Origin of the sequence: Chitinophaga sp. H8 (assembly GCF_040567655.1) — a bacterium.
Lineage (GTDB): Bacteria > Bacteroidota > Bacteroidia > Chitinophagales > Chitinophagaceae > Chitinophaga > Chitinophaga defluvii.
In genome coordinates, this window is the sequence record NZ_JBEXAC010000001.1 from 1,726,107 (window position 1) to 1,749,231 (window position 23,125).

Consider the following 23,125-nt stretch of genomic DNA (forward strand, 5'->3'; position numbering starts at 1 on the left):
TTCACCAACATGAAAAAGTGTTTAATCATAATAACAGGCCTGATGGGTATGCTTGCAGCCTGTCAGAAGTCAGCATTCAGGGAAAGCGAATTATTGGGCAGGCGGGATGCACTGGAATCGGCAGAACCTAATTTACTGTTGTCTTCCGTTATACAAAAATCTGCATTCCTCTACCAGGATAAAGGTGGTTTTGGTGCCAAAACACTGGCCGTTACGGTACAGTACATGCAGGGCAACAGAGATGCCGATGATAATACTTACCTCAAATTTAAATTGCCGAAAGAAGAACTGTATGAGTATACTAATGTAATCAGGCTGGTAAATGCAGCAGTAGCGGACGTAAAGAAAAAGGAACTGAAAACCCACGAAGGCGTATTCCGGATCTTTCAATCCCTGCTCTGGGCTGCTGTAACTGATCTGTACGGAGATATCTTTTATACAGAAGGGCTGCGTGGACAGGAAGGAATTCTTTTCCCAAAATTTGATGAACAAAAAGATATCTATCCCGCACTGATCCAGAACCTGAAAGATGCAGCGCAATTGATCGCGGATGGTAAAGAACCGCTGGATAAGGCATACGATGTCATGTATGGTGGTGATAAAGCCAAGTGGGTAAAACTGGCGAACTCCCTGCGTTTACGTTTGCTGGTAAGAGAAAGCAGTAAAGTAGCCAATGCCGCCGAGATACAGGAAGTAGCTGCACTGCCATTATTGGGCGATGTTTCAGATAATGCTGCGATTCCCTATATTGATGGAGATAAATCGATGGCGTCTCCGATGGGTGCTGCCAATTTAGATCCTACTGGTAATTACCTTATTTTCCGCCCCAGCAAAACATTGATAGATACCTTAAAGGCACTCAATGATGAGCGGTTGAAAGTATGGGCCGCACCGCTGGAAAAACCGTGGACAAACAAGATGGACTCCTTGGCTATAGACGGTGGCAAAAGATCAATTACCGTAAAAGGATTTACTTATAATTACCAATGGGAATATATAGACCGTACTAATCCTAAAATCAGTGCTGTAGCAACTTTTATCAAAGATTCCCTGACCACCTATGCCGGATATCCGGCTGGCTCTTCTGTAGATGTACTTAGTTCAAATGGCAGCTATGATTTTGTTGACACCAGGGGCAACTATAAGATATCTGCATTCTCTAAATTATTTAACCAGAACGCACATCCGTTGATCAGGGCAACCATTATGCAGGCGGATGAAGTACAGTTCCTGCTGGCAGAAGCCGCTGTAAAAGGATGGATCCCGGCAGATGCAGGCGCCCTTTACAAGAAAGGAGTGGAGCTGGCGCTGAAACGTTGGGGAGAACCCTTACCGGCTAATTATTTTGATAATCCTGTAGCTGCTTTCCCTACCGTAAAAGCAAAACAACTGGCTATTATCGGTCTTCAAAAATGGCTGGGTTTATTTATGATGGGGGTAGAGTCGTATGCCGATTACAGAAGAACCAGGATGCCATACATGGAAAGCAATGGTGTGCTGAACCCCACTATCAATCCATTCCCTATACGTTACCGGTATCCGGAAACAGAGTTTAAAAATAATTCGGCCAACTACCAAACGGCCATAGGAAAGCTGGATAGAGGAGACACCGAGTTTTCCAAAATGTGGCTGATGCAATAAATTTTAGTTAAACGTAAAAATGTCCGTAATGACCAGATGTTCGTATATAAAATGCCTATGCTTATTGTTTTTCGTTTGTGCTGTAGTGAAAGTGCGCGCGCAGGATGCTATAACACCTGCTACTGCACTGGGCCACTACCTGAATAATGGTGATAAGACCTTTAGCTGGGAAATCAAGGAATCCTATAATATAGGAGATGTGAAGTCTTATACCATCCTGCTTACTTCCCAGCAATGGCGGGAGCATACCTGGAAGCATCAGCTGAATATCCTGGTGCCCGCTACGATTAAATATGATGGCGCCCTGTTGTTTATCACCGGTGGCAGCATTAATAAGGAAGGAATTCCTAACTGGAGCGGAAAGGATGATCAGCTAACTGCTTCTTTTGGAGAGATTGCCCGCAGGAACAGTGCTGTTGTGGCCGTACTGAAACAAACGCCTAATCAGCCACTCTATGATAACCTGGTAGAAGATGCGCTGATTTCTTTTACCCTGCACAACTTCAAGAAAGACGGGGATTATACCTGGCCCTTGCTGTTTCCCATGGTAAAGAGTGCCAAAAGGGCAATGGATGCAGTACAGGAATTTTCAAAGCAGGAGTTGCACCAAACGATCAACCGTTTTGTAGTATCCGGTGCTTCAAAAAGGGGATGGACCACCTGGCTTACAGGCGCCAATGACAGCAGGGTAACTGCTATTGCGCCAATGGTAATTGATATGCTGAATATGCCGGTAAGTATGAACTACCAGATAAAAGTGTGGAATGATTACAGCATACAGATAGAAGATTATGTAAAGCTGGGAATTGTTCAGGATATTGAGTCCAGCAGCGGGCGCGCTATTGCTACCATGATAGATCCGTATGCCTACCGGTCCAAACTGACCATGCCCAAAATGATCTTCATGGGAACGAATGATGAATACTGGCCCATCGATAATATCAAAAACTATTATGATAGTATTCCCGGACAGAACCTGATACACTATATTCCGAATGTGGGGCATAGCATGGGCGACAAGCGGGAAGCGATGGAGAATCTGAGCGCTTTCCTGGGGCTTACCTTAACCAAAAGTGCTTATCCTATGTGTACCTGGAAGATCTCCCCTAAGAAAAAAGGGGTGAAGATAGCGGTGAAAGCCACTGCTGATAAACTCACTGATGTGATTGTATGGTCGGCCACTTCCAGTGATATGGACTTCCGGAATGATAAATGGGAGTCTAAAAGCCTGGGCATTAAAAACAAGTCGCAGGTTATAACAACAGAAGCATTCCCTGCCAGTGGCTATCGTGCTTTTTACGTGAATCTGAAGTATAAGGATGCTAACGGAGGAGAATATATGGAAAGCACCCGGGTGTTTATGACAGATACTAAAAAAGTACTTTAACCCAAACCCGACAATCATGAAGTGTTATAAAAAATATGGTTTGCTTATTTTAGGGCTGGTTTGTATAGCCACGGGTATACAGGCCCAAACTACGTCAGCAGATGCCAGTACAAAAACGGAAGCGGTTAAACTTCCTTCCTACAGGAAGCTGAAGGACGTGAGGTATAGTAAGGAGGATAAGGATAATGTAATGGATGCCTATATCCCCAGGGATTATGACAATGCCAAGGTGATTGTATACCTGCATGGCAGTGGCTGGACCGGAGGGGATAAGAAAGAGTTTCCGGAAGTGCTCATTGAAGAATTGGTAGGCCGGCAAAAATATATTGTAGTATCCGCTAATTACCGTCTGGTAAAGGATGGTAAGAACCGTTTCCCGGCACAAATGGAAGATATTACCAGCTTATTGTCCTTTTTATCCCACAATGCTTCCCGGTATCATTTCAATGGTAAGGAGTTTGCGTTGATGGGAGGTAGTGCCGGCGCACATCTGGCTATGCTGTATGCTTATGGTTATGACTCAGCGAAACTGATTAAAACGGTGGTAGATTTCTGGGGGCCAACAGACCTGGCCGATAAAGCCGTGAGAGCTGAAAATAAGGAGGCTGATGCCAAAGTGACCAATTTATTAGGGGTGGCTGATCCCGCAGCGCAGATCTGTCTGGATGCCAGTCCTTACTATCGGCTTACCAAAGCTACTGGTGTGCCTACACTGCTTTTTCATGGCGGGCAGGATCCGTTAGTGCCGGTAGCACAGGCGAATAAAATGTATAAAAAGCTGCAGGAACTGGATATCCCTGCGCAGTATGAGTATTATCCGGAAGAAGGACATGGCATGCGCGGAGCCGCAGCCATGGATGTATTCAACAAAACATTAGCATGGCTGAATAAGTATTTTCCGGCACTTTAAATAAGTGAGCAGTCCCTTTAGCAGTAAAGTCTGCGGATAACTGCAAAACACAGCACATGAGTACAGGGCTTTCGGGCGGCCTGTTTTATCATTATTAACGTCAATTATATACAAAGCTGTAGATAGTACTATTATTTTCCACCTGCCGCCTTTTCACCGGTGGGCGTACCATACCCGGATTATTTCCGGTTATTATATGCTCACCGGTTTTTTTTAGATAACGGATTCATAATATTCATTCTTTATTGTTATATTGTTTAAGCGTTATTTTTGGATCATGGCAATTGAAAAAAAGCAGGAAGAATCAATATTGATGCACCTGCTCGCTAAAGACAGCGAGTATGCTTTTAAATTGTTGTATGAACAATATAGCAACCGGATCTATAAACTGGCGATCCGTTATCTGAAATCCCCCGTACTGGCGCAGGAAATAGTGCAGGATGTTTTTCTGAAACTATGGTTTGAAAGAAAAAATATGAATGCCGACAGGCCGGTAGAAGCCTGGCTGATCACTGTAGCTAAAAACAAACTCATCAATCAATTCAAAAAATTAGCCAGGGAGTGGAATAAAAGAAATGCCTATACTACAGAATCGGGTAGCAGCAAAGCAGATGGCGAAACCAAATTGATCCATGCAGAGTTTGAAAGAGAATTTAATTCCATCATTAACGAATTACCCCAGCAACAGAAGCTGATCCTTCATTTTGCCAAAGATGAAGGCATGTCTTACAACGAAATAGCCTCCAGGTTAAATATCTCTCCGCTCACCGTGAAAACCCATATGGCCAGGGCACTGGACAAGATCCGGAAGTCCCTTAAACAATACGGGGCCGGTTTGTAAACCATTTTTCCGGTACAATCCTCATAAAATATATTACCTTGCCCCCCTGGCCATAGCGATCAATGTTCGAAGTATAGTTCCACGAATGCGGCGCCACCATTATTTGAGGTATAAATATCATGTTATTGATGAGGGATGTTGTCTCTTGTGCCGATCAGGACCTGTTGTCCCGGATTGCAGCTGGCGATCAGGGCGCTTTTAACGTGCTGTTTGAACGTTACAGAAACCGCATCTTTGGTTACCTGTTTACCATTATCAAGTCCAAAGAAGCGGCGGAAGAAATTACCCTGGATGTATTTTTGAAAATATGGGAGGGGCGGGCCGCAGCCATGGAAATCAATCACCTGGAAGCTTTTCTGTTCCGGGTATCCCGTAATAAAGCGGTGGATTTTTTCCGGCAGTTGCAGAAAAGCCGGGAAGAGCAGACGGCCTTGTGGAACCGGATGCAGGAGCAGCTTACAACAGGTGCAGCAGACCATGCGTTGTTGTTTGCGGATGTAGCCACCGCAGTACGGCAGGCAGTTGATAAGCTGTCGCCACAACGAAAAATGGTGTTTCAGCTGAGCCGGGAACATGGACTTACCTACGAACAAATTGCGGAACGCATGCAAATATCCTCCAATACTGTACGCAATCACCTGGCCGCTTCCCTGCAATTTATCCGGTCACAACTGGATACTACCTACCAGCTTACCGCCCTGTACTTTTTATTAAAGCCATAATCCCTGATAGAGGCTGTTCCTGGAAAGGAATAACCCCTGGTTTTCTGCTGCCGGTGGCTCATCCCGGTAGTTATATCGCTTATCCCAATATTTTTTTTCCTACTCATTAGTACACCCGCCTTTTTTTTACGTCTATCCTCTGTTTAGATTTCTATAGCACCCAAAAACATGCATATGAAAAATGCCGTAGCACGGCTGCACGATTTGTTTCCGCGTTACCTGGAAAACCGCCTTACCAGGGAGGAGTATGAGGAATGGCTGTTGTTGCTGAGTACAGCAGATGCCGCCGTACAGGAGGAGCTGGAGTTATTATGGGAGCAGTCGGGCAGCTTCCGGCCGGTGATTACGGCGGAAGCCTGGGAAGATAAAATGGCGCAGCGTATGCAGCCGGCACCAGCCCCGGTATTCCGGCAGGTAAAGCCATTGCCCCGCTGGCGTGCGGCTAAATGGTGGGCTGCCGCAGCCGTACTGCTGGTAGGTGGTACCCTTTATTTTTATGGAGAAAGACCATTGCCTGCAGGAAAGCGTATGCAGGTGATGCTACAGGCTGACCTGCCCCCAGGAGGCAACAGGGCGGTGCTGACATTGGGCAATGGCAGTACTATCGTGTTGGACAGCGCGCATAATGGCCCTCTTGCGCAACAAGGTGCAGCACAGATATTAAAACCTGGAAGCAACAGCATCAGCTATACCAGTAATAACCATACTCAGGAATTAGTGTATAACACACTAACTACTCCCCGCGGCGGGCAATACAGTGTAGCGCTGTCCGATGGCACTAGGGTATGGCTTAATGCTGCATCTTCTATTCGTTTTCCTGCCACATTTACCGGAAAAGAACGACGGGTGGAAATAACGGGTGAAGCCTATTTTGAAGTGGCTCCCGATGCTGCACGTGTGTTTAAAGTAACCGTGAATGATATGGAGGTAATGGTACTGGGCACGCACTTTAACGTGATGGCATATGAGGAAGAAAATATGATCAGAACAACGTTGCTGGAAGGAGCCGTAAAGGTAAGCAGGCAGGATAAATCCGTGGTACTGCAGCCTGGGCAGCAGGCGCAGGCCGGTGCCAGAGATGCAATACGCCTGGCATCAGGAGTAGATGTAAATGAGGTGATGGCCTGGAAGAATGGCCTCTTCTGGTTTGAGAACGCAGATGTCCACAGTGTAATGCGGCAGGTAGCGCGCTGGTATAATGTGGATGTGGAAGTAAGGGGAGATATTGCCTTACATTTTACCGGCTCCATACCCAGAAATGTGCAGGTGTCCAGGGTATTCGAAATCCTGCAGGAGGCGGGTAGTATGCACTATATGATCACCAAAGACAAAATAATTGTTTCACCTTAAACTATAGCTATGATAAAGAGATAATTCCACGTAGCCTTTAAAGAAAGGGAGCGTTTGCACCGCTCCCCTTTAAATGGCAGAATAATACAGTATCACGTTTTACAGATGACCTAATTATCTAACCAAAACAAATGTATGTATTTGAAAATACTTTTCAAAGACAGGGCTTTCCTATCCCTGTTGAGTTCCAAAATCACGTTGGTTATGCGATTAACAAGTATCCTGTTACTTGGCATGTGCCTGCAGGCAAGCGCAGTTTCTTTTGCCCAGAAGATCACTATTGCAGGAAAGAATATCACCCTGAAAGAGGTATTTGGTAAGATCAGGAAACAAACCGGCTATAATTTCATTTACACCAATGAAGTATTACAGCAGGCCGTTCCAGTTACACTGAATGTAAAAGAGGCTGATCTCCGGGAGGTGTTGAACAGCTGCTTTGCCAATCAGTCCTTACAGTACAATATCAGCGACAAGATCATTATTGTTAAAAAGAAGGAGGCGGTAAGTAACAGTTCACTGGTTGCAGCCAGGATAGAAGTAAAGGGGACGATTACAGATGCTGTTTCCGGGAATCCGCTTCCGGGTGTTACCATACAGGTAAAGGGCAGTAAGCAGGGAGCTGTTTCTGATAATAATGGCGGTTTTCGGATTACGGTAGCAGCAGATGATATCCTGCTGGTTTCATATATGGGATATGATAAGCAGGAAGTGCCGGTAAATGGGCGCAGCAGTATTGATGTGCGGCTGCAACCGGCCAACAGCGGACTGAATGAAGTGGTAGTGGTAGGGTATGGTACCCAGAAAAAAGTAGCCGTTACCGGATCGGTAGCGGAATTAAAAGGGACCGAACTAAGGAGGGCACCCGCCATGAATATTTCCAACCTGCTGGTGGGAAAACTGCCGGGACTTATTGCTACGCAGCAATCCGGCCGCCCGGGCTTTGATAATTCTACCCTGCGTATCCGTGGGTTAAGCACTTTTGGCGATAATAATCCGGTAGTTATTGTAGATGGTGTACAACGCTCTTTTGAGCAGCTGGATCCCAGTGAGATCGAAACCATTTCCATCCTGAAGGATGCAGCGGCCGCAGCTACCTATGGGGTGCAAGGCGCTAATGGCGTAATATTGGTAACTACCCGCAAAGGCAGCGCTAAGAAAACTACAGTATCCTACAATGGAGAATTGTCGGTGAATGCGTTTACCCGCTTTCCGAAATTCCTGGATGGCCCGGATTATATGGCCTGGTATAAAAAAGCAGAGGAAACAGACAATGATTATTTAAAGGCAATTGGTGCTAACCCCATCCCTTATACGTATACGGATGATGATATTGCGGCACTGAGAAATGGAACGAATACCAATCAGTTTTACGACAATACCGACTGGATAGGCATGTTCCTTGACCGGAAAAGTATCAGCCATCATCATAATGTTTCGGTAACCGGCGGTACGGAAAAAGTAAAATACTTTTCCAGCCTCGGTTATCTCCGGCAGGAGGGGGTAGTAAAGAATACCGGATTTGAGCGTTATAATTTCCGTACCAATCTGGATTATACATTCAGTAAAATATTTGATGCTTCGGTAAACATAGGAATCCGTAAAGAGAACCGCGATAATCCTGGATTGCCGGCGGACAATGCCGGCTGGATGAATCCCTTCTTTCAGGCTATCCGCATGCAGCCTAATCTGCCTATGTATACGCCGGATGGCACTCCGGTAGCAAGCCCATCAGAAGCTGGTATCGTAAATCCACTGGCTGCGGTAGAGCGTTCCGGTTATCAGCGGTATGAAACCAATGTTATCCAGGGAAACCTGAATCTTAACCTGCATGTACCTTTTGTACCCGGACTGGATATCACCACCTTGCTGGCTTATGACAAATCTTTTCAGCAATGGAAAAACTGGCAGCAGGCCTATGACCTCAATATACGCATGATGGGAGGGAGCTGGTATTGGTTAAAAGGACAATCGCCCGGCCTGCTTAACAGCGGGGTGTTTCAGAGCTTTGATCACAACGCACGCAGTACTTTTCAGCCAGCTATCCGTTACAACCGTGATTTTGGGGTCCATAGTGTAAGCGGATTGGTATTGTATGAATATTCGCAGTACGACTGGAACTCCTTCTTTACCGGTGCCAAAAATTTTCCTTTGAAAGATATACAGGAGATCAGTTTTGGAAGTAAAAACCCCGGTGATTTTATACAGCCATCCGGCAATAGCGGCACCACCAAAAGAGCAGGATATGTAGCCAGGGTGAACTATGGGTATAAACAAAAATACTTTGGAGAACTGGTAGGCCGGTATGATGGATCGATGAACTTCCCGGCAGACAAGCGCTGGGGATTTTTTCCAGCTGCCTCTGTGGGCTGGGTGATCAGTGCAGAGCCCTTCTTTGAAAGTTTAACCAGTAAAGTAAGTTACCTGAAATTTAAAGGATCTGCGGGAAGATTGGGTAATGATCGCATCAATGCATTCCAGTACCTGCAATCTTTTTCTTTAAGCGGATCGCCCACCAGCGTATTTGGTGATCAGGCAGTTGCCACCTTGCGGACAGGTAATCCGCCTAATCCTAATATTACCTGGGAAAAAGCTACTACCTACAATGTGGGACTGGAAGCTTCTGTACTGAAAGATAAATTAGGGATCAATGCAGAGTATTTCTATAAGATTACTACCGACATTCTCATGGGCCAGGGTGGGTTGTTTCCCCCATCATTAGGCGGGAATTATGTATCCACCGTGAATGCCGGAAAAGTGGAAAACCGTGGTATAGACCTGCAGTTGACGCACCGGAATGTGGTGAATAAAAAATTCCGTTATGAAACACAGGCTAACATTACCTGGGCAAAGAACAAAATACTGCGTATTGATGATCCGGATGGTATCCCGTTATGGCAACGCCGGGTGGGGCAGAGTATCGATGCCAAAAAAGGATATGTAGCAGAAGGGCTGTTTAAAGATTGGGAGGAAGTGAATGCCTGGCCATCTTCTCCCGTAGGAGCTACTGTACCCGGATTCATTAAATATAAAGACCTGAATGGTGATGGTAAAATCACGCCGGATGACCAGACCTTTATCGGCTTGTCTAATATGCCGGAAATTATTTACGGTTTAAATGCACATGCTACTTATGGCGTAATAGACCTGTCTTTCTCCTTCCAGGGAGCAGCCCGCAATGATGTAGCACTGGCAGGCAGCTATGAAGGATCTGCCGGCAATAGTGGCGTACAGGATAATACGCCTTTTTCCCGCACTTTTTACGGGAATGGTAATACCCCGTATTACCTGGTAGAGAACTCCTGGCGTCCGGACTTTACCAATGCCCGTTATCCGCGTCTTACTGCCGATAAAGCCGGGTATCCGCAACATAATGGGTTGGCCAACTCTTTCTGGATCGTAGATGGTGCTTATCTGCGGCTTAAATCTGTGCAACTGGGCGTATCCCTGGGCGAAAACGCTTTGGCGCGCTTAAAAATAGCACAGTGCCGTTTATATGTATCCGGCTTTAACCTGTTTACACTGGATCATCTGAAATACCTGGATCCGGAAATGCCGAACGTAAACAATGGTTTTTATCCGCAGCAACGGATGTATTCCGTAGGCACAAATATCACCTTCTAAATCATCACCACCATGAAAGGATTTCAATTTTTCAATATCGTCAAACGTCCCTTGCTGATTGCCTGCATTGTTTTGCTGACAGGGCAGGGATGTAAGCTGGATGTGGTGCCGCAGGACCGGTATACGGATGCCCTGATATGGCAAAGCCAGGATAATATCGATTTATATATCCAGGACCAGTACCAGGTATTTAAAACCTTTGCATTTGGCAGATTTCCTATAGGATATGATAATGCCACCGATGCCCTGACCGACCTGATGAAATATACATCGGACGTACCAGGCAATGGTACCGTGAACAGGTTGGTATTTGAGCCGGGAGGGGTGAGCCCTTCCAGCCTGTACCTGGATTTCTGGTCAGCGGGTTACGGGCATATCCGCCGTATCAATGAGTTTTTATCCGGGCTGAATAAGTATGCGAAGCTGGAAGATAAAAACAAACAGTTGTATGAAGCGGAAGCACGGTTTCTGCGGGGATATGTCTACTTCTGGCTGGTAAAGCTGCATGGCAGTGTGGTGATCCTGGATCAGCTGGCTTTTAACAAAGATAATAAGCGGTCGGGTGAGGATGCCTGCTGGAATTTTATAGCAGCAGACTTTGCCTTTGCAGCGGAACATCTTCCGGCAGAACGTACCGGTAAAGCACAAGGCCGGGTTACGCAGGGCGCTGCTTATGGCATGCTGGCCAAAACGTGGCTTTATGCAGCTTCTATAGCGGAGTACGATAAGAAGCAATTTAATCAGGATGCCCTTACGGGGGTGCCTGCGGAGAAAAAAGCAGCGTATTACAAAAATGCGATGGATGCCGCCGCCGTAGTGATCAGGCTGGCTAGTGAAGGAAAGTATACGCTGGAAGGAGATTATAAAAAACTGTTCAGCCAGCGCAACAGCAAAGAATCCCTGCTCACCATCCAGTTTATGAAACCCGGCGTTGTACATGAGTTTGACCGCACTTTTTGTCCGCCTGCAGATGTGAGTGGTGCCCTGGTAGCAGGCGTACCTACGGCAGAGCTGGCGGATGAATTTGAAATGGCAGATGGCAGCAGGTTTTCCTGGAATAATCCGGCGATGGCAGGAGATCCCTATGTTAACCGGGAGCCCCGTTTTTATGCTACCATTTTATATAATGGCAGCAGCTGGAAAAACAGAACGATGAACACTACGCCAGCCAATAGTCTGGAAGGATTTGTGGAATACAAGAGTGTGGCAGAACCGCGTAAAACAGTAACCGGGTACTATATACGTAAAATGCTGGATGAGGGAAATACCAACATCCTGGATAGTAAAAGTGATCAGTCGTGGATGGTAATGCGTTATGCAGAAGTACTATTGATCCATGCAGAAGCTGCCGGCAAATCAGGCGACTTCAATGCCGCGACGGCTTCCCTGAAAGCAGTACGCGGAAGGGTACAACTGCCGGCAATTAATATTACCTCTGAACCGCAGCTGATGACCGCCATTGAACATGAACGTAAGGTGGAACTGGCTTTTGAGGGGGAACGTTACTGGGATTTGCGCCGCTGGAGAAAAGCGCATATTGTACTTAATAATACCCGGTTTCACGGCCATAAAATAACGGCTAGCGGAAGCGGCTTTAATTACGAGGTGATAGATTGTGATAAACAGAACCGCTATTTTCCTGCATCGTTTTATTATATGCCTGTTCCACAATCAGAAATTGTAAATAATACTGCCATGAGCCAGATCCAAGGCTGGTAATTCATTCACTGTCAAAATATATCATCATGAAACTATTCACTATTGCTATCATATCGATATTTTTCTCCGGTGTATTGGAAAGTTGTGTTAAACCAGACCCGGCAAAACCAAATGATCAAAATCAGTTGTCTGATATCTGGATTGCTGTTCCCGGCAAAGGTGTGGCAGAAACAAAATTCAATGGGGTAGTCAATGCCTCACAGGATACTATCTATTTTAACCTGCCGGCAGAATTTCCTTTTGGTTCCGGAAAAGGTATTGATCTTACCCAAGTAATGGTAAGAGCCAATATCCCGGTAGATGCCCGGATAAGCCCTTCGCTGGCCAGTCCGCAGGATCTTTCCAATCCGCTTCGGGTACAGCTGATAGCTGGCAATGGCATCAGTAAGAGTGTGGTGCTTGCCGCCAGAACGAATGGTATTAATCCGGATGTGGATTTTCGTTACAATGCACTCAATGGCCGTTCTACAAAAATAGATCCTTCTTATCCCTATTACAAGAACCGTACAGCCGAAAGCATAGCCGATGAAATAGCACTGGCAGGTTATCAGGCCGTACACTATATGGTAGTGAATGAGCTGGAGGTGCGATCCGACCTGGTAGATGCATTTCATCAGCGGGGTATAGCCGTATGGCTGCTGGTATTTGGTAATGGTACTTACTCTGCCTGGGGCTTTCCGGCTGGGTGGGAGAACTGGAAAATGCAGGTGCTGAACCCAGGTAATGTAGCGGCCGGCTTTACCTACTTTTCTCCTTTCAGCGCCAGTTATGTGGCCTGGAAAAAGAGTGTACTGGCTTCCCTGGTGTCTACCATTCCTTTTGATGGGGTAGAAATATTTGAGCCTTTCTTTCCGGATTTTGCCTGGAATGGTATTGAGAATGCGATCTATGGCGATATAGGACCAAATGCACAACAGGCCTTTCAGCAAAAACATGGTTTGTCTATCCCCAATTTTACCAATCCTGCAGATCCCAACTATTATAAAACCAATACCAGCCTGTACAATACCTGGGTACAATTCCGGGTGGACGGGCTGAAGGACATGCATACGGAGATCTTTAACGGCGCTAATGGTATTCGTGCTGCCCGTCCGGATATCCTGGTAGGTGCATGGGGAGTAGGATTAAACTGGGGTGGTGCCGTATCCTTATTACGGGAATTGCAGGGACTGGATGGCGCTTCGCTGGTTACTGCACTGAACCCGGATATTTATTTCCTGGAAACACACTGGCCCGACTGGATTAAGACAGACCTTACCCCAGGATATATAACCGACTATCAGCCGTTTTTTGACCAGGTACGTAATGTGAAGCCGAACCTGCCAATTGGCATACAGACCGATTATGGTTCCCACCGTAATATGATCCGTTCTGCATCCTGGATGCATGATTTTGACAGCATTGCTACCCAGCGCGGGTATTCCACTTCAATGGGCTATGAGTATCACATTGGTGGCACTACTTACTTTGTAAAGCCTAAACCCGTTAAAGCCGCGCGTCAGAGCAATGGCTCCATCATCATTTCTTTTAATAAAAGAATTGATGCTACTACTGGAGGTGATGCCAACCATTATGTATTCAAGCAAAATGGTGCGGTACAGCAGGTGAATCTCACCAGCGTAACGGTGGATGGCAACCGTGTAATATTACAGGCCGGCAATTTCCCTGCAGGTAGCTTCGAGATAGCCGTGAGCTATATCCAGGATACGCCCTCCTTATGGCTGTTTACCGACTTCCCTGCCAATGAAGTGGTGGCCGGTAGTATGGTAACAGTACCTTAAAGAGCTTTTAGCTGTTAGCCTTTAGCTGTTAGCTCCCTGCATTTTGCCGGGGTGGAGGATTACTCCTTAGCTAATGGCTAAAGGCTTGCTGCTAGTAGTCATCATTAGAACGCTTTTACCCGCCCTTTACTATGGCTTTACGAGGGAGTACACCCTGTTTAGCATGCTATAATCTCCGAAGCTAACAGCTAAAGGCTAACAGCTAATAGCTCACTTCTACAGTTCGTCCCCTTAATTCTACAGGTCAATAGAAATTTGCTGGTTGCCTTGCCGACTATCTGCACTTTTGTTCCGGATGATTTTACACATGTGTATTAAACCGGAACATATGAAACTGGATAAAATTAACAACAAGGGGCAGGCCCGGTTATTTAAGAGTAAGTACCTGGAGATCCTGACCAAAACACATCCGCTGATTATCTTTGGTATTTATATACCTATTATCGGGTATATGCTTTATTACAGCAAAGTGGCATTGCATTATTCCTTTAGAAGGATAACACTGACCTATTTCGGCGCTGTCTTCTTCTGGTCGTTCTTCGAATATATTGCCCACCGTTATATTTTTCATTTGGTGAGTGATAAACCCTTTTGGCAAAAGGTAGGTTATACGATGCACGGTAATCATCATCATTATCCGCGTGATAAACAACGGCTTTTTATGCCGCCTGTACCCAGCCTGATTATTTCAGGGGGGCTCTTTACCATTTTCTATTGCCTGATGAGGGGCAATGCATTTGTATTTTTTCCAGGATTTATCTCCGGATATCTGGCATATGCCAGCATGCATTATGCAATCCATGCCTGGGCACCACCCTTTAAATGGATGAAACCACTCTGGCGTAATCATCACCTCCATCATTATAAGGATGAAGAATTGGGCTTTGGAGTAAGTTCTACGCTGTGGGATATGGTATTTGGCACCATGTTTAACCTGGCTAAAGAGCCGGAGGACAGAGAACAGGTAAAGCAACTGACTTTTGATAAATGAAGGGAACTAAAAATGTGATAACATGAAAAAGCGATTTATTTTCTTGCTGCTTCAGCTAATGATAGCGTCGTGGTTATATGCTGCCCAGTCTGCCGGCGACTTTAAACTGGTGAAACAGGACGAGGTCATCTCTCTCTATGAAAGATGGATTCCGGGAGCAGGAGGAGGGCAGGTCCGGCAGATAAAAGCGATTTTCCTGGTACAGTCGGATGTAGCCGCAGTAGCCCGCCTGCTTACAAATCAGGCCATGGGCACTAACTGGAACACCAATGCTAAAGTATACCAGGTATTGTTGTCCGGTGTTGCAGATAACTGGATCACGTACACCCGGTATGGGATACCCTGGCCTTTCGGAGATCAGGATTGTTGTTTGAGTTATCATCTGTATAAAGATCCGGAACGCAACAGAACGGGGGAGATCACCTTTGAAAGTACGCTGCATAATAAGTTTCCCGTATCATATGACGTAGCCCGCATTACCGGTACACGGGGAAAGTGGCTGATGGAGGATGAAGGGGACGGGCATATGAAGATCACTTACATGATTACTACGGACCGCAGTAAAAAAGTGCCAAGATGGGTTTCGGACCCTATTATCCGGAATAATCTTTTTTCTACCATGACCACCTTTAGAAATATTTTGGAAAACCATCGTTTATGAATGATCAGCAATACACCCTGATAACGGGAGCCAGTTCAGGTTTAGGAAAGGAATTTGCCATACAGGTGGCTCGCTCCGGCCGTAATATCATTCTGATAGCATTACCTGGTGGTGCTGCCCGGCTACTGGCTGCCAGCCTGATGGAAGAGTTTGGTATAGATGCACAGGTATTTGAATTTGATCTTACGGATAGTATTGAGCTGAGATATCATATTGTATATATCCTGAAACATTTCAGTATCAACTTTCTTATTAATAATGCCGGAGTAGGTGGTACGTCTGCGATTGTAGATACCTCACTTGAAAGGATAGATCAGATCATTCAGCTGAATGTAAGAAGTATGGCGCTACTCACGCACTTGCTGATCCCGCACCTGCTCACCCATGAGCACAGCTATATTATGAATATCTCCAGTATGGCAGCATTTACGCCCATTGCCTATAAAACGGTGTATCCGGCATCCAAGGCGTTTATCTCCTCTTTTTCACTGGGGTTAAGAGAAGAGTTGGCAGGGACGGGTTTGTCGGTGAGTGTGGTGTATCCAGGGCCTATTATGACCAACTCCAGCACTACCAGGAGGGTGATCAGCCAGGGACGGAAAGGGAAGATGGGGTTATTGTCTGCCGCAGAGATTGCCAGTATTGCATTGAGCCGGACTTTGACCCAACATCCTACAATTATTCCGGGATTCATGAACAAAGTGAATCATTTTCTGATGGGCATTCTGCCTATGCGGTTAAAACTACGAATTGTATCGAGGGAAGTAAAAAAAGAAATACAGTATACCCCCACTGTTTAATCAACTGATATGAAAAAAGTATTAATAACCGGCGCAAACGGTTTCCTGGGATCTAATCTCACCAGGGAATTATACCGGCTGGGATATGAGGTGAGGATATTGGTAAGGGCAGGCGCTGATCTGAAAGGTGTGGCTGATATCCCCTGTGAAATATTTTTCGGAAATATTGATCATCAGGAAGAAGTGCTTCAGGCCGTAGTGGGGTGTAATGTAGTGATACATGCAGCCTCTATTACTGATCAGTGGAATATTACCTTTGAACAATATGAGCGGGTAAACTATACCGGCACCCGGAATATTGCAGATGCTTGCCTGGCAGCGCAGGTAGACCGCTTTATTTATGTAAGCACCGCCAATACAATGGGACCGGGAAGTAAAACACAGCCTGGAAGTGAATTGAGCGGGTTTACCTTGTTTCATGCTAACTCTGGCTATATCAATACCAAGTATATGGCCCAGCAATATGTATTGGAACAGGTGGAGCGGAATCACCTGCCTGCTATTATTGTAAATCCTACTTTTATGATCGGGCCTAATGACATTAAGCCCAGTTCCGGTAAGCTACTCCTGTACGGACTACATAAAAAGGTGTTGTTTTATCCACCGGGAGGCAAGAATTTTGTTTATATTAATGATGTTTGTCAGGGAATTATTAATGCCCTGGATAATGGCAAGGTGGGAGAATGTTATTTACTGGCCGGTCAGAACCTGTCTTATAAAGAGTTTTTCCAGTTAGTAAATGATACAGAAAAGGCGCCTGGCATCATGATCCGGATACCGGTATTTGTGATGAAAATGGCCGGCGCCTTCGGTACCCTGAGAGAGAAGGTAATAGGCAAATCCAGCAAACTGAATTATACGGCTGCTTATTTGCTGTGTCTGGATAATTACTATTCCGGGAAGAAATCAGAACGGGAACTACAGGTGAAGTATACCCCGGTGAAAGAAGCGGTAAAAAGAGCACTCAGCTGGTTTAAAGAGAACAATTATTGCTAATGATACCAAGAAGAAGGTCAGATAAGCGGGATGATTTTTTCAACAATGCGCAGTTGTTTAACAGCAAGCTGTTCCGGTACCTGTCGAGAATCATTGTCCTTTATATTTTCAGTGCTATTTTCAAATCCTTTGATCTCTCGTTTATCCAGGAAGTGCGTACCTCTGCTTTCCGGTCGCAGATCTTCAGCCTGTTTTATGTGGTCTTTGGGTTGATTGTATGGGAAGGAGGGGTAGCCGTTTCCAAATATGTAGAGAAAAGAGTAGTGCAGGATCACGTTTCGGGCAGGCTGGTGATTCTTTGCGGAGCGTTGCTGGTATATGGAGCACTTGCTTCCTTTGTATTCGGGTTTCTGTATGCAGAACTGGATATCCTGTTGTTTAACCGGTATGAAGCCTGGGAAAGCTTTATTTCCGTGAGCTATAATATGAACTTTGGGATCTTTCTGTTTTATGTATTGATACTGGCATTTAATGGCATCACTTTTTATTACAAAGCCTGGAAAGAATACCAGCTAAAGACAGAGCGGCTGATGCGGGAAAACATTCAGGCCAAGTATGACGCCCTCCGTAATCAGATCGATCCGCATTTCTTTTTTAATTCTCTGAGTGTGCTTACAAATCTGGTGTATAAAAGTGCAGATCTCTCGGCAGAGTATATTACCCAGCTGGCCAAAATATACCGGTATATCCTGGATAAGAAATTCGATAACCTGGTTACTATACAAACAGAGCTGGATTTCCTGGAATCGTATCTTTTCCTGATCAGCATCCGGCATCAGCAGAGTATACAGTTTCAAGCAGATGTAGATGAACAGGTAAAGGATAAAGGGATGATACCGCCAGCTACGTTGCAAATGCTGGTAGAAAATGCGATCAAGCATAACCGTTTTTCTACCAACGACCCTTTGGTGATCACCCTGAAAAGTGAAGATGGATTTTTGTTGATGTCGAATCCACTGAGAAAGAAAACCATTCCGGAAATATCTTCCGGCATAGGATTGAATAATATCCGTAAACGATATGAGTTGGCCAGTAATATGGGCATAGGCGTGGTGAACTCCGGAGATTATTTTATTGTAAAAATTCCAATTATCCTGCAGTAATGAAAGTAGTCATTTTTGAAGATGAGATGCATAACTCGGAAAGGCTGATGCAATTGTTACAGAAATGTGACAGCAGCATTGAAGTAGTAGCCGTGATTTCTTCTGTTTTTGAAGGGATTAAATGGTTAGGGCAGCAGCATACAGTAGATCTGATGCTGATGGATATACAGCTGTCTGATGGGAATTGTTTTGAATTATTTGAACAGACGAAAGTAAAAACACCTATCATCTTTACCACGGCATATGACAGCTTTGCGTTGCAGGCTTTTAAAGTCAATAGCATAGATTATCTGATGAAACCTATTGAGCTGAAAGAGCTGCAAAGAGCGTTGAAAAAATATGAGGAGTTTAAGCCGGTAGAGCAGGAGAGTTTTGATATTGCCCGGCTGGCGCAGGAGTTTTTAAAGCGTGATAGTGCCCGGTTTATTGGCAGACTAAACAACCAGCTCACTTATGTTAAAGCCAAGGATATTGCATGGCTTCATTTTGTAAAGGGAATTACCTATGCTACCACCATCAATAATCAGAAGATGCCACTGGACTATTCTTTAGACCAGATAGAGAAAATGCTGGACCGGAATATGTTTTTCCGGATCAACCGGCAGTTCATCATCCATATTGATGCCATCAAAAAAATTACTACTTACTACAACAGCAGACTAATCCTACAATTGAATCCAGATGTTGATACTGATGTTATTATTAGCAGGGAGAGAGTACCTGATTTCAAAAACTGGCTGGAAGGCAAAGAAGCCGAAGGCTAGGCGATAGATACAGCCACGGAAACCGTGTTGGCCAATTGAGCAGACCTTTATGCACAGCGAAATAAGGTAGTTGTGGAACATGCATTATTATTGCACCAGCAGGAGCAGCAACAATGGAATCAATGCGGGCAATGCCTGTACGAAAAATATCTTCCGGCTGGCAGTTACAGTGCCGTATACCCCTGCTACTACCACGCAGGCCAGGAAAAAGATCGCTACATTGCTGTACCATACAGGATCTTTGATAAACAAGCTCCAGATCAGACCTGCTGCCAGGAAGCCATTATACAGGCCCTGATTGGCCGCCAGTACCTTGGTTGGCACAAACAGTTCTTTAGGAATGGAAGTGAATGTTTTGGGCCCTCTGGTGGTCCAGGCAAACATTTCAAGCCAGAGAATGTATAGGTGTATGAGGGCACATAAGCCAATAAAGCCCTTTATGATTATTTCCATCACCAGTATTTATCCTCAATATAACCATATTTTAATTGTGCCTTATAAGGATATTTTACCCCTTTTTTCCTTGTTGAAGGACGGTGTAATACGTATGCATTCTGCTTTTGATAATAAACCAAGTAATTATTTGGTTTATTATCTAATGTTCGTACTTTTGAAGTATGGAAAACAACGGGGAGATATTTAACCGGATTCAGGCCTCAGGAATTATTTCCCTGAACCTGATGGACTATAAGCCGGACGTGGCGGTGGTTGAATTTGATATTGTACCCTACCTTTATATGGGGATGGTACTCCGGGAAAAGGAGTTTCGGGAAAGCATGGCGGGTATTGACTGGAAAGCATATGAAGGGAAGGTGGTGTCGGTATTTTGTTCAGCAGATGCCATTGTTCCCCAGTGGGCTTATATATTGATCGGCGCGTTACTGTTTCCTTATGCACAGTCGGTAGCCTATGGCCGTGCAGCCTCTCATGAAACCAGGTTATGGGCCGAGCGGATCGCTGGTGAAGACTTTTCTCTATTTACAGATAAGAAGGTAGCATTGAAAGCCAATGCTGCTATCCCCGATGAATTATTATTGTTAGCCACACAGTTGCTGATGGGAAAAGTGTCGGCACTGATGTATGGGGAGCCCGGGATGCCGAAAATGATTTACAAACGCAGGTAAAAGCAGGGAACTATGCAGGAAATACAGGCTAGCCCGGTAGGGTGGAGTGCTTTATTGTCGGGAAGAAATGGATTAAGATCAATAGCATTGGCCGGAGGAGTAATGCTGCATGCCACGGATGTATATCTGGCCACTACCATTATGCCTTCCGTAACAAATGAGATTGGCGGGTTATCTTTTTATGCGTGGGCTACTACCATCTATGTGGTAGCAGCTATCATTGGATCGGTGGTTTCTTCCCGGCATTTATCCCATCGGGGGCCCCGTGGCGCTTACCGCATTGCAGCCATATTATTTGCGATAGGCTCGCTGATCAGTGCATCAGCGCCACATATGTCAGTATTGTTGCTGGGTCGTTTTGTGCAGGGGGTGGGCGGAGGCTTATTATTTGCGTTGTCTTATTCCATGATCCGGATTGTATTTGAAGAAGCGTTATGGCCCAGGGCAATGGCTTTGGTATCTGCTATGTGGGGAGTGTCTGCCTTTTCGGGGCCATTTGTAGGAGGTATGTTTGCCCAGTATGGGCATTGGCGTATGGCATTTATTACCCTGGTGATCATCACAGTGCTGTTGTTAATACTTACGGAAACAGTTTTACCAAAAGCGGGACCACAAAGCACCGGTAATACGAAGCTGCCCATGACACAGCTTTTATTGCTGGCAGCAGCTACACTGGCCATCTCAATAGGTAGTGTGGCTGCCTCCGCCACATCTAATATTGCCGGCATAGTCATTGCCGTTATTTTGTTTGGCGTGTTGCTCCGCCTGGAGAAAAGTGCGATAAACCGGTTATTGCCAACAGGTGCCTATAAAATATCCACTCCTTTAAGTACCACCTATGTTGTTATGGTGATGTTAACCTTCGCTACTGCCGTAGAAATATATATTCCCTATTTTATGCAGGTGATCCATGGTTTTTCTCCTTTGAAATCGGGTTATCTGACAGTGCTGATCGCATTTGGATGGTCTTTTTCCTCTATCTTTTTTTCAGGCGCGGCCAAAGAGAAAGTAAAATTATTTGTGATGACAGGCCCGGTAATGGTATTGATCGGATTAGCCGGCCTGGTATTGACGGTACCCGTTGTGCAAAGTAATACGGGCATCTGTTTCTGGCTGATGTGCTTTTTTATGGTGATAATTGGGGTAGGGGTAGGTATGGGATGGCCGCATCTTTTAACGCGGGTGCTTACTGCTGCGCCGGCAGGTGAGTCGGAGAAGGCCTCCGCTTCGATTACTACTGTACAATTGCTGGCCACTGCGTTTGGTACTGCATTAACAGGATTGGTGGTAAATGCCGCTGGTATTACAATACCCGGAGGAGTGCCAGGTGCACAGCAGGCAGCAAGCTGGTTATTTGGTTTGTTCATGATTATGCCTATATTGGCAATAGTGGTACAACTACGGCGGCAAACGTAATAACTCCTCTTGCTGCAGGCAATATAACAGGATTTACACGCGTGGTTTAATCAGGAATAATTCAGGTGAAGTGGCGTAATTATATTTAAAAGCAATAAATGTAATGAAAATTATTACTACCTTATCCGCTACTATTATCTTGATGACTATGTTGCAGGCATTTAATCCAAAAGAAGAAAATAAGACAGCTGCAGGAGCAGCAGGTATCAGCCGTATTTCCTGGGGTACCTTAAACGGACAGGAGGTATGGTTATATACGTTTACAAATACGCAGGGTGCACAGGTGAAAATAACCAACTATGGTGGCATTATTACTTCCTGGATCACTCCGGATAAGCATGGACAATCTGCCGATGTGGTAATGGGATTTGACAACCTGGAAAATTACCGGGAAAGACATCCTTACTTTGGGTCAGTGGTGGGCCGGTATGCCAATCGTATCGCTAATGGGAAATTCAGTATTGGTGACCGGCAATATACACTGGTGGTGAATAACGGACCTAATCACTTGCATGGCGGTACGATAGGTTTTGATCAGGCCGTTTGGGGCGCTGCTATCGTAAATGGTGCTACGCCAGTGCTGCAGCTCCGCTATCTGAGCAAGGACGGAGAAGAAGGTTATCCCGGCAATCTGCAGGTGGAGGTACGTTATTCTTTTAGTGACAATAATGAATTGAAGATTGATTATACGGCTACCACAGATCAGCCTACTCATCTTAATCTTACCAATCACAGTTACTTCAACCTTACCGGCGATGTTAACCATACCATTCTGGATCATTCCCTGGTGATCAAAGCCGAGCATTATACTCCTTTCAATGAACACCAGATCCCGGTAGGGAAGGTGAGCAGTGTTGCCGGTACTCCTTATGATTTCCGTAAGGTGGAAAAGATCGGTGCTCGTATCAGGGAAGTAGAAGGTGCTGGGTATGATCATAATTATGTACTGCCTTCCAATGATGGCCATCTTCAGCTGGCCGCAATTGCTACAGATGCGGTGAGTGGCCGGAAAATGGAAGTATTTACTACCGAACCGGGCATGCAGTTTTATACGGGCAATTTCCTGGATGGTCATTTTAAAACCCCGGAAGGAAAATCTATTAACAAGCATGCTGCTTTCTGTCTGGAAACGCAGCACTACCCGGATTCACCTAATCAGCCTCAGTTTCCCACTACGTTACTTCTACCAGGACAAACCTTCCATTCTACTACGGTATACCGTATAACAGCGGGGGAATAACAATCATGTTCTCTGGGCTTTCGGTAACGTTTGCGTAAATAAATTTCCCGGTTAATTT

Annotated in this window: 19 protein-coding genes; 18 read left to right on the plus strand and 1 reads right to left on the minus strand. The window is 45.4% G+C overall.

The features are described from left to right. Positions 1-9: 9 nt before the first annotated feature. The 15 genes from ABR189_RS06540 (at position 10) to ABR189_RS06610 (ending at position 19,287) form a co-directional block, all read left to right on the plus strand. A complete protein-coding gene (locus tag ABR189_RS06540; RefSeq protein ID WP_354659658.1) occupies positions 10-1,641 on the plus strand; it encodes a SusD/RagB family nutrient-binding outer membrane lipoprotein in 1,632 nt (543 codons plus the stop codon). Positions 1,642-1,669: 28 nt separating this feature from the next. Continuing rightward, entirely contained in the window at positions 1,670-3,028 is a 1,359-nt protein-coding gene (locus ABR189_RS06545; RefSeq protein ID WP_354659659.1) for a PhoPQ-activated pathogenicity-related family protein, read from the plus strand. Positions 3,029-3,044: 16 nt separating this feature from the next. Then, positions 3,045-3,938 (plus strand): alpha/beta hydrolase fold domain-containing protein, encoded by an 894-nt coding sequence (locus ABR189_RS06550; RefSeq protein WP_354659660.1) that lies wholly within the window; start codon positions 3,045-3,047, stop codon positions 3,936-3,938. A gap of 277 nt (positions 3,939-4,215) precedes the next feature. After that, positions 4,216-4,779, plus strand: a complete 564-nt coding sequence (locus tag ABR189_RS06555; RefSeq protein ID WP_354659661.1) for an RNA polymerase sigma factor — start codon at positions 4,216-4,218, stop codon at positions 4,777-4,779. Positions 4,780-4,907: 128 nt separating this feature from the next. Beyond that, positions 4,908-5,501, plus strand: a complete 594-nt coding sequence (locus ABR189_RS06560; RefSeq protein WP_354659662.1) for an RNA polymerase sigma-70 factor — start codon at positions 4,908-4,910, stop codon at positions 5,499-5,501. A 174-nt stretch (positions 5,502-5,675) separates the two neighbouring features. Continuing rightward, a complete protein-coding gene (locus ABR189_RS06565) occupies positions 5,676-6,851 on the plus strand; it encodes a FecR family protein (protein ID WP_354659663.1) in 1,176 nt (391 codons plus the stop codon). Positions 6,852-7,055: 204 nt separating this feature from the next. Then, on the plus strand, positions 7,056-10,472 hold the full coding sequence (locus ABR189_RS06570) for a TonB-dependent receptor (protein ID WP_354659664.1): 3,417 nt from the start codon (positions 7,056-7,058) through the stop codon (positions 10,470-10,472). 12 nt (positions 10,473-10,484) lie between these two features. Beyond that, complete coding sequence (locus ABR189_RS06575) at positions 10,485-12,191, plus strand: RagB/SusD family nutrient uptake outer membrane protein (protein ID WP_354659665.1); 1,707 nt, start codon at positions 10,485-10,487, stop codon at positions 12,189-12,191. Between the two features lie 26 nt (positions 12,192-12,217). After that, a complete protein-coding gene (locus tag ABR189_RS06580; RefSeq protein ID WP_354659666.1) occupies positions 12,218-13,972 on the plus strand; it encodes a DUF5018 domain-containing protein in 1,755 nt (584 codons plus the stop codon). A 328-nt stretch (positions 13,973-14,300) separates the two neighbouring features. Next, complete coding sequence (locus tag ABR189_RS06585) at positions 14,301-14,963, plus strand: sterol desaturase family protein (RefSeq protein WP_354659667.1); 663 nt, start codon at positions 14,301-14,303, stop codon at positions 14,961-14,963. A 22-nt stretch (positions 14,964-14,985) separates the two neighbouring features. Beyond that, a complete protein-coding gene (locus ABR189_RS06590) occupies positions 14,986-15,624 on the plus strand; it encodes an START domain-containing protein (protein ID WP_354659668.1) in 639 nt (212 codons plus the stop codon). Beyond that, positions 15,621-16,424: an SDR family NAD(P)-dependent oxidoreductase gene (locus ABR189_RS06595; RefSeq protein ID WP_354659669.1), complete on the plus strand. Its 804-nt coding sequence runs from the start codon at positions 15,621-15,623 to the stop codon at positions 16,422-16,424. The genes ABR189_RS06590 and ABR189_RS06595 overlap by 4 nt, the downstream gene beginning before the upstream one ends. 9 nt (positions 16,425-16,433) lie before the next feature. Beyond that, entirely contained in the window at positions 16,434-17,420 is a 987-nt protein-coding gene (locus ABR189_RS06600; protein ID WP_354659670.1) for an NAD-dependent epimerase/dehydratase family protein, read from the plus strand. Continuing rightward, positions 17,420-18,523: a sensor histidine kinase gene (locus ABR189_RS06605; protein ID WP_354659671.1), complete on the plus strand. Its 1,104-nt coding sequence runs from the start codon at positions 17,420-17,422 to the stop codon at positions 18,521-18,523. The genes ABR189_RS06600 and ABR189_RS06605 overlap by 1 nt, the downstream gene beginning before the upstream one ends. Beyond that, positions 18,523-19,287 carry a LytR/AlgR family response regulator transcription factor gene (locus tag ABR189_RS06610; protein ID WP_354659672.1) on the plus strand — a complete coding sequence of 255 codons (765 nt, stop codon included), beginning with the start codon at positions 18,523-18,525 and terminating at the stop codon, positions 19,285-19,287. The genes ABR189_RS06605 and ABR189_RS06610 overlap by 1 nt, the downstream gene beginning before the upstream one ends. An 87-nt stretch (positions 19,288-19,374) precedes the next feature. On the opposite strand, the gene ABR189_RS06615 is transcribed toward ABR189_RS06610, so the two are convergent. Continuing rightward, a complete protein-coding gene (locus ABR189_RS06615) occupies positions 19,375-19,740 on the minus strand; it encodes a DUF1304 domain-containing protein (protein ID WP_354659673.1) in 366 nt (121 codons plus the stop codon). Positions 19,741-19,904: 164 nt separating this feature from the next. On the opposite strand from ABR189_RS06615, the gene ABR189_RS06620 reads away from it, so the two are divergent. The 3 genes from ABR189_RS06620 (at position 19,905) to ABR189_RS06630 (ending at position 23,067) form a co-directional block, all read left to right on the plus strand. Beyond that, entirely contained in the window at positions 19,905-20,411 is a 507-nt protein-coding gene (locus tag ABR189_RS06620; RefSeq protein WP_354659674.1) for a DUF2480 family protein, read from the plus strand. A gap of 12 nt (positions 20,412-20,423) precedes the next feature. Then, the gene (locus tag ABR189_RS06625) at positions 20,424-21,827 is read left to right on the plus strand and encodes an MFS transporter (protein WP_354659675.1); all 1,404 of its coding nucleotides are present in this window, start codon (positions 20,424-20,426) and stop codon (positions 21,825-21,827) included. 103 nt (positions 21,828-21,930) lie between these two features. Further along, positions 21,931-23,067: an aldose epimerase family protein gene (locus ABR189_RS06630; protein ID WP_354659676.1), complete on the plus strand. Its 1,137-nt coding sequence runs from the start codon at positions 21,931-21,933 to the stop codon at positions 23,065-23,067. The last annotated feature ends 58 nt before the right edge of the window (positions 23,068-23,125 follow it).

What these genes read in the sequence shown, in the direction of transcription:
- ABR189_RS06540 (WP_354659658.1), top strand. Translation starts at nt 10, where the DNA reads ATGAAAAAGTGTTTAATCATAATAACAGGCCTGATGGGTATGCTTGCA.
- ABR189_RS06545 (WP_354659659.1), top strand. Translation starts at nt 1,670, where the DNA reads ATGACCAGATGTTCGTATATAAAATGCCTATGCTTATTGTTTTTCGTT.
- ABR189_RS06550 (WP_354659660.1), top strand. Translation starts at nt 3,045, where the DNA reads ATGAAGTGTTATAAAAAATATGGTTTGCTTATTTTAGGGCTGGTTTGT.
- ABR189_RS06555 (WP_354659661.1), top strand. Translation starts at nt 4,216, where the DNA reads ATGGCAATTGAAAAAAAGCAGGAAGAATCAATATTGATGCACCTGCTC.
- ABR189_RS06560 (WP_354659662.1), top strand. Translation starts at nt 4,908, where the DNA reads ATGAGGGATGTTGTCTCTTGTGCCGATCAGGACCTGTTGTCCCGGATT.
- ABR189_RS06565 (WP_354659663.1), top strand. Translation starts at nt 5,676, where the DNA reads ATGAAAAATGCCGTAGCACGGCTGCACGATTTGTTTCCGCGTTACCTG.
- ABR189_RS06570 (WP_354659664.1), top strand. Translation starts at nt 7,056, where the DNA reads ATGCGATTAACAAGTATCCTGTTACTTGGCATGTGCCTGCAGGCAAGC.
- ABR189_RS06575 (WP_354659665.1), top strand. Translation starts at nt 10,485, where the DNA reads ATGAAAGGATTTCAATTTTTCAATATCGTCAAACGTCCCTTGCTGATT.
- ABR189_RS06580 (WP_354659666.1), top strand. Translation starts at nt 12,218, where the DNA reads ATGAAACTATTCACTATTGCTATCATATCGATATTTTTCTCCGGTGTA.
- ABR189_RS06585 (WP_354659667.1), top strand. Translation starts at nt 14,301, where the DNA reads ATGAAACTGGATAAAATTAACAACAAGGGGCAGGCCCGGTTATTTAAG.
- ABR189_RS06590 (WP_354659668.1), top strand. Translation starts at nt 14,986, where the DNA reads ATGAAAAAGCGATTTATTTTCTTGCTGCTTCAGCTAATGATAGCGTCG.
- ABR189_RS06595 (WP_354659669.1), top strand. Translation starts at nt 15,621, where the DNA reads ATGAATGATCAGCAATACACCCTGATAACGGGAGCCAGTTCAGGTTTA.
- ABR189_RS06600 (WP_354659670.1), top strand. Translation starts at nt 16,434, where the DNA reads ATGAAAAAAGTATTAATAACCGGCGCAAACGGTTTCCTGGGATCTAAT.
- ABR189_RS06605 (WP_354659671.1), top strand. Translation starts at nt 17,420, where the DNA reads ATGATACCAAGAAGAAGGTCAGATAAGCGGGATGATTTTTTCAACAAT.
- ABR189_RS06610 (WP_354659672.1), top strand. Translation starts at nt 18,523, where the DNA reads ATGAAAGTAGTCATTTTTGAAGATGAGATGCATAACTCGGAAAGGCTG.
- ABR189_RS06615 (WP_354659673.1), bottom strand. Translation starts at nt 19,740, where the DNA reads ATGGAAATAATCATAAAGGGCTTTATTGGCTTATGTGCCCTCATACAC.
- ABR189_RS06620 (WP_354659674.1), top strand. Translation starts at nt 19,905, where the DNA reads ATGGAAAACAACGGGGAGATATTTAACCGGATTCAGGCCTCAGGAATT.
- ABR189_RS06625 (WP_354659675.1), top strand. Translation starts at nt 20,424, where the DNA reads ATGCAGGAAATACAGGCTAGCCCGGTAGGGTGGAGTGCTTTATTGTCG.
- ABR189_RS06630 (WP_354659676.1), top strand. Translation starts at nt 21,931, where the DNA reads ATGAAAATTATTACTACCTTATCCGCTACTATTATCTTGATGACTATG.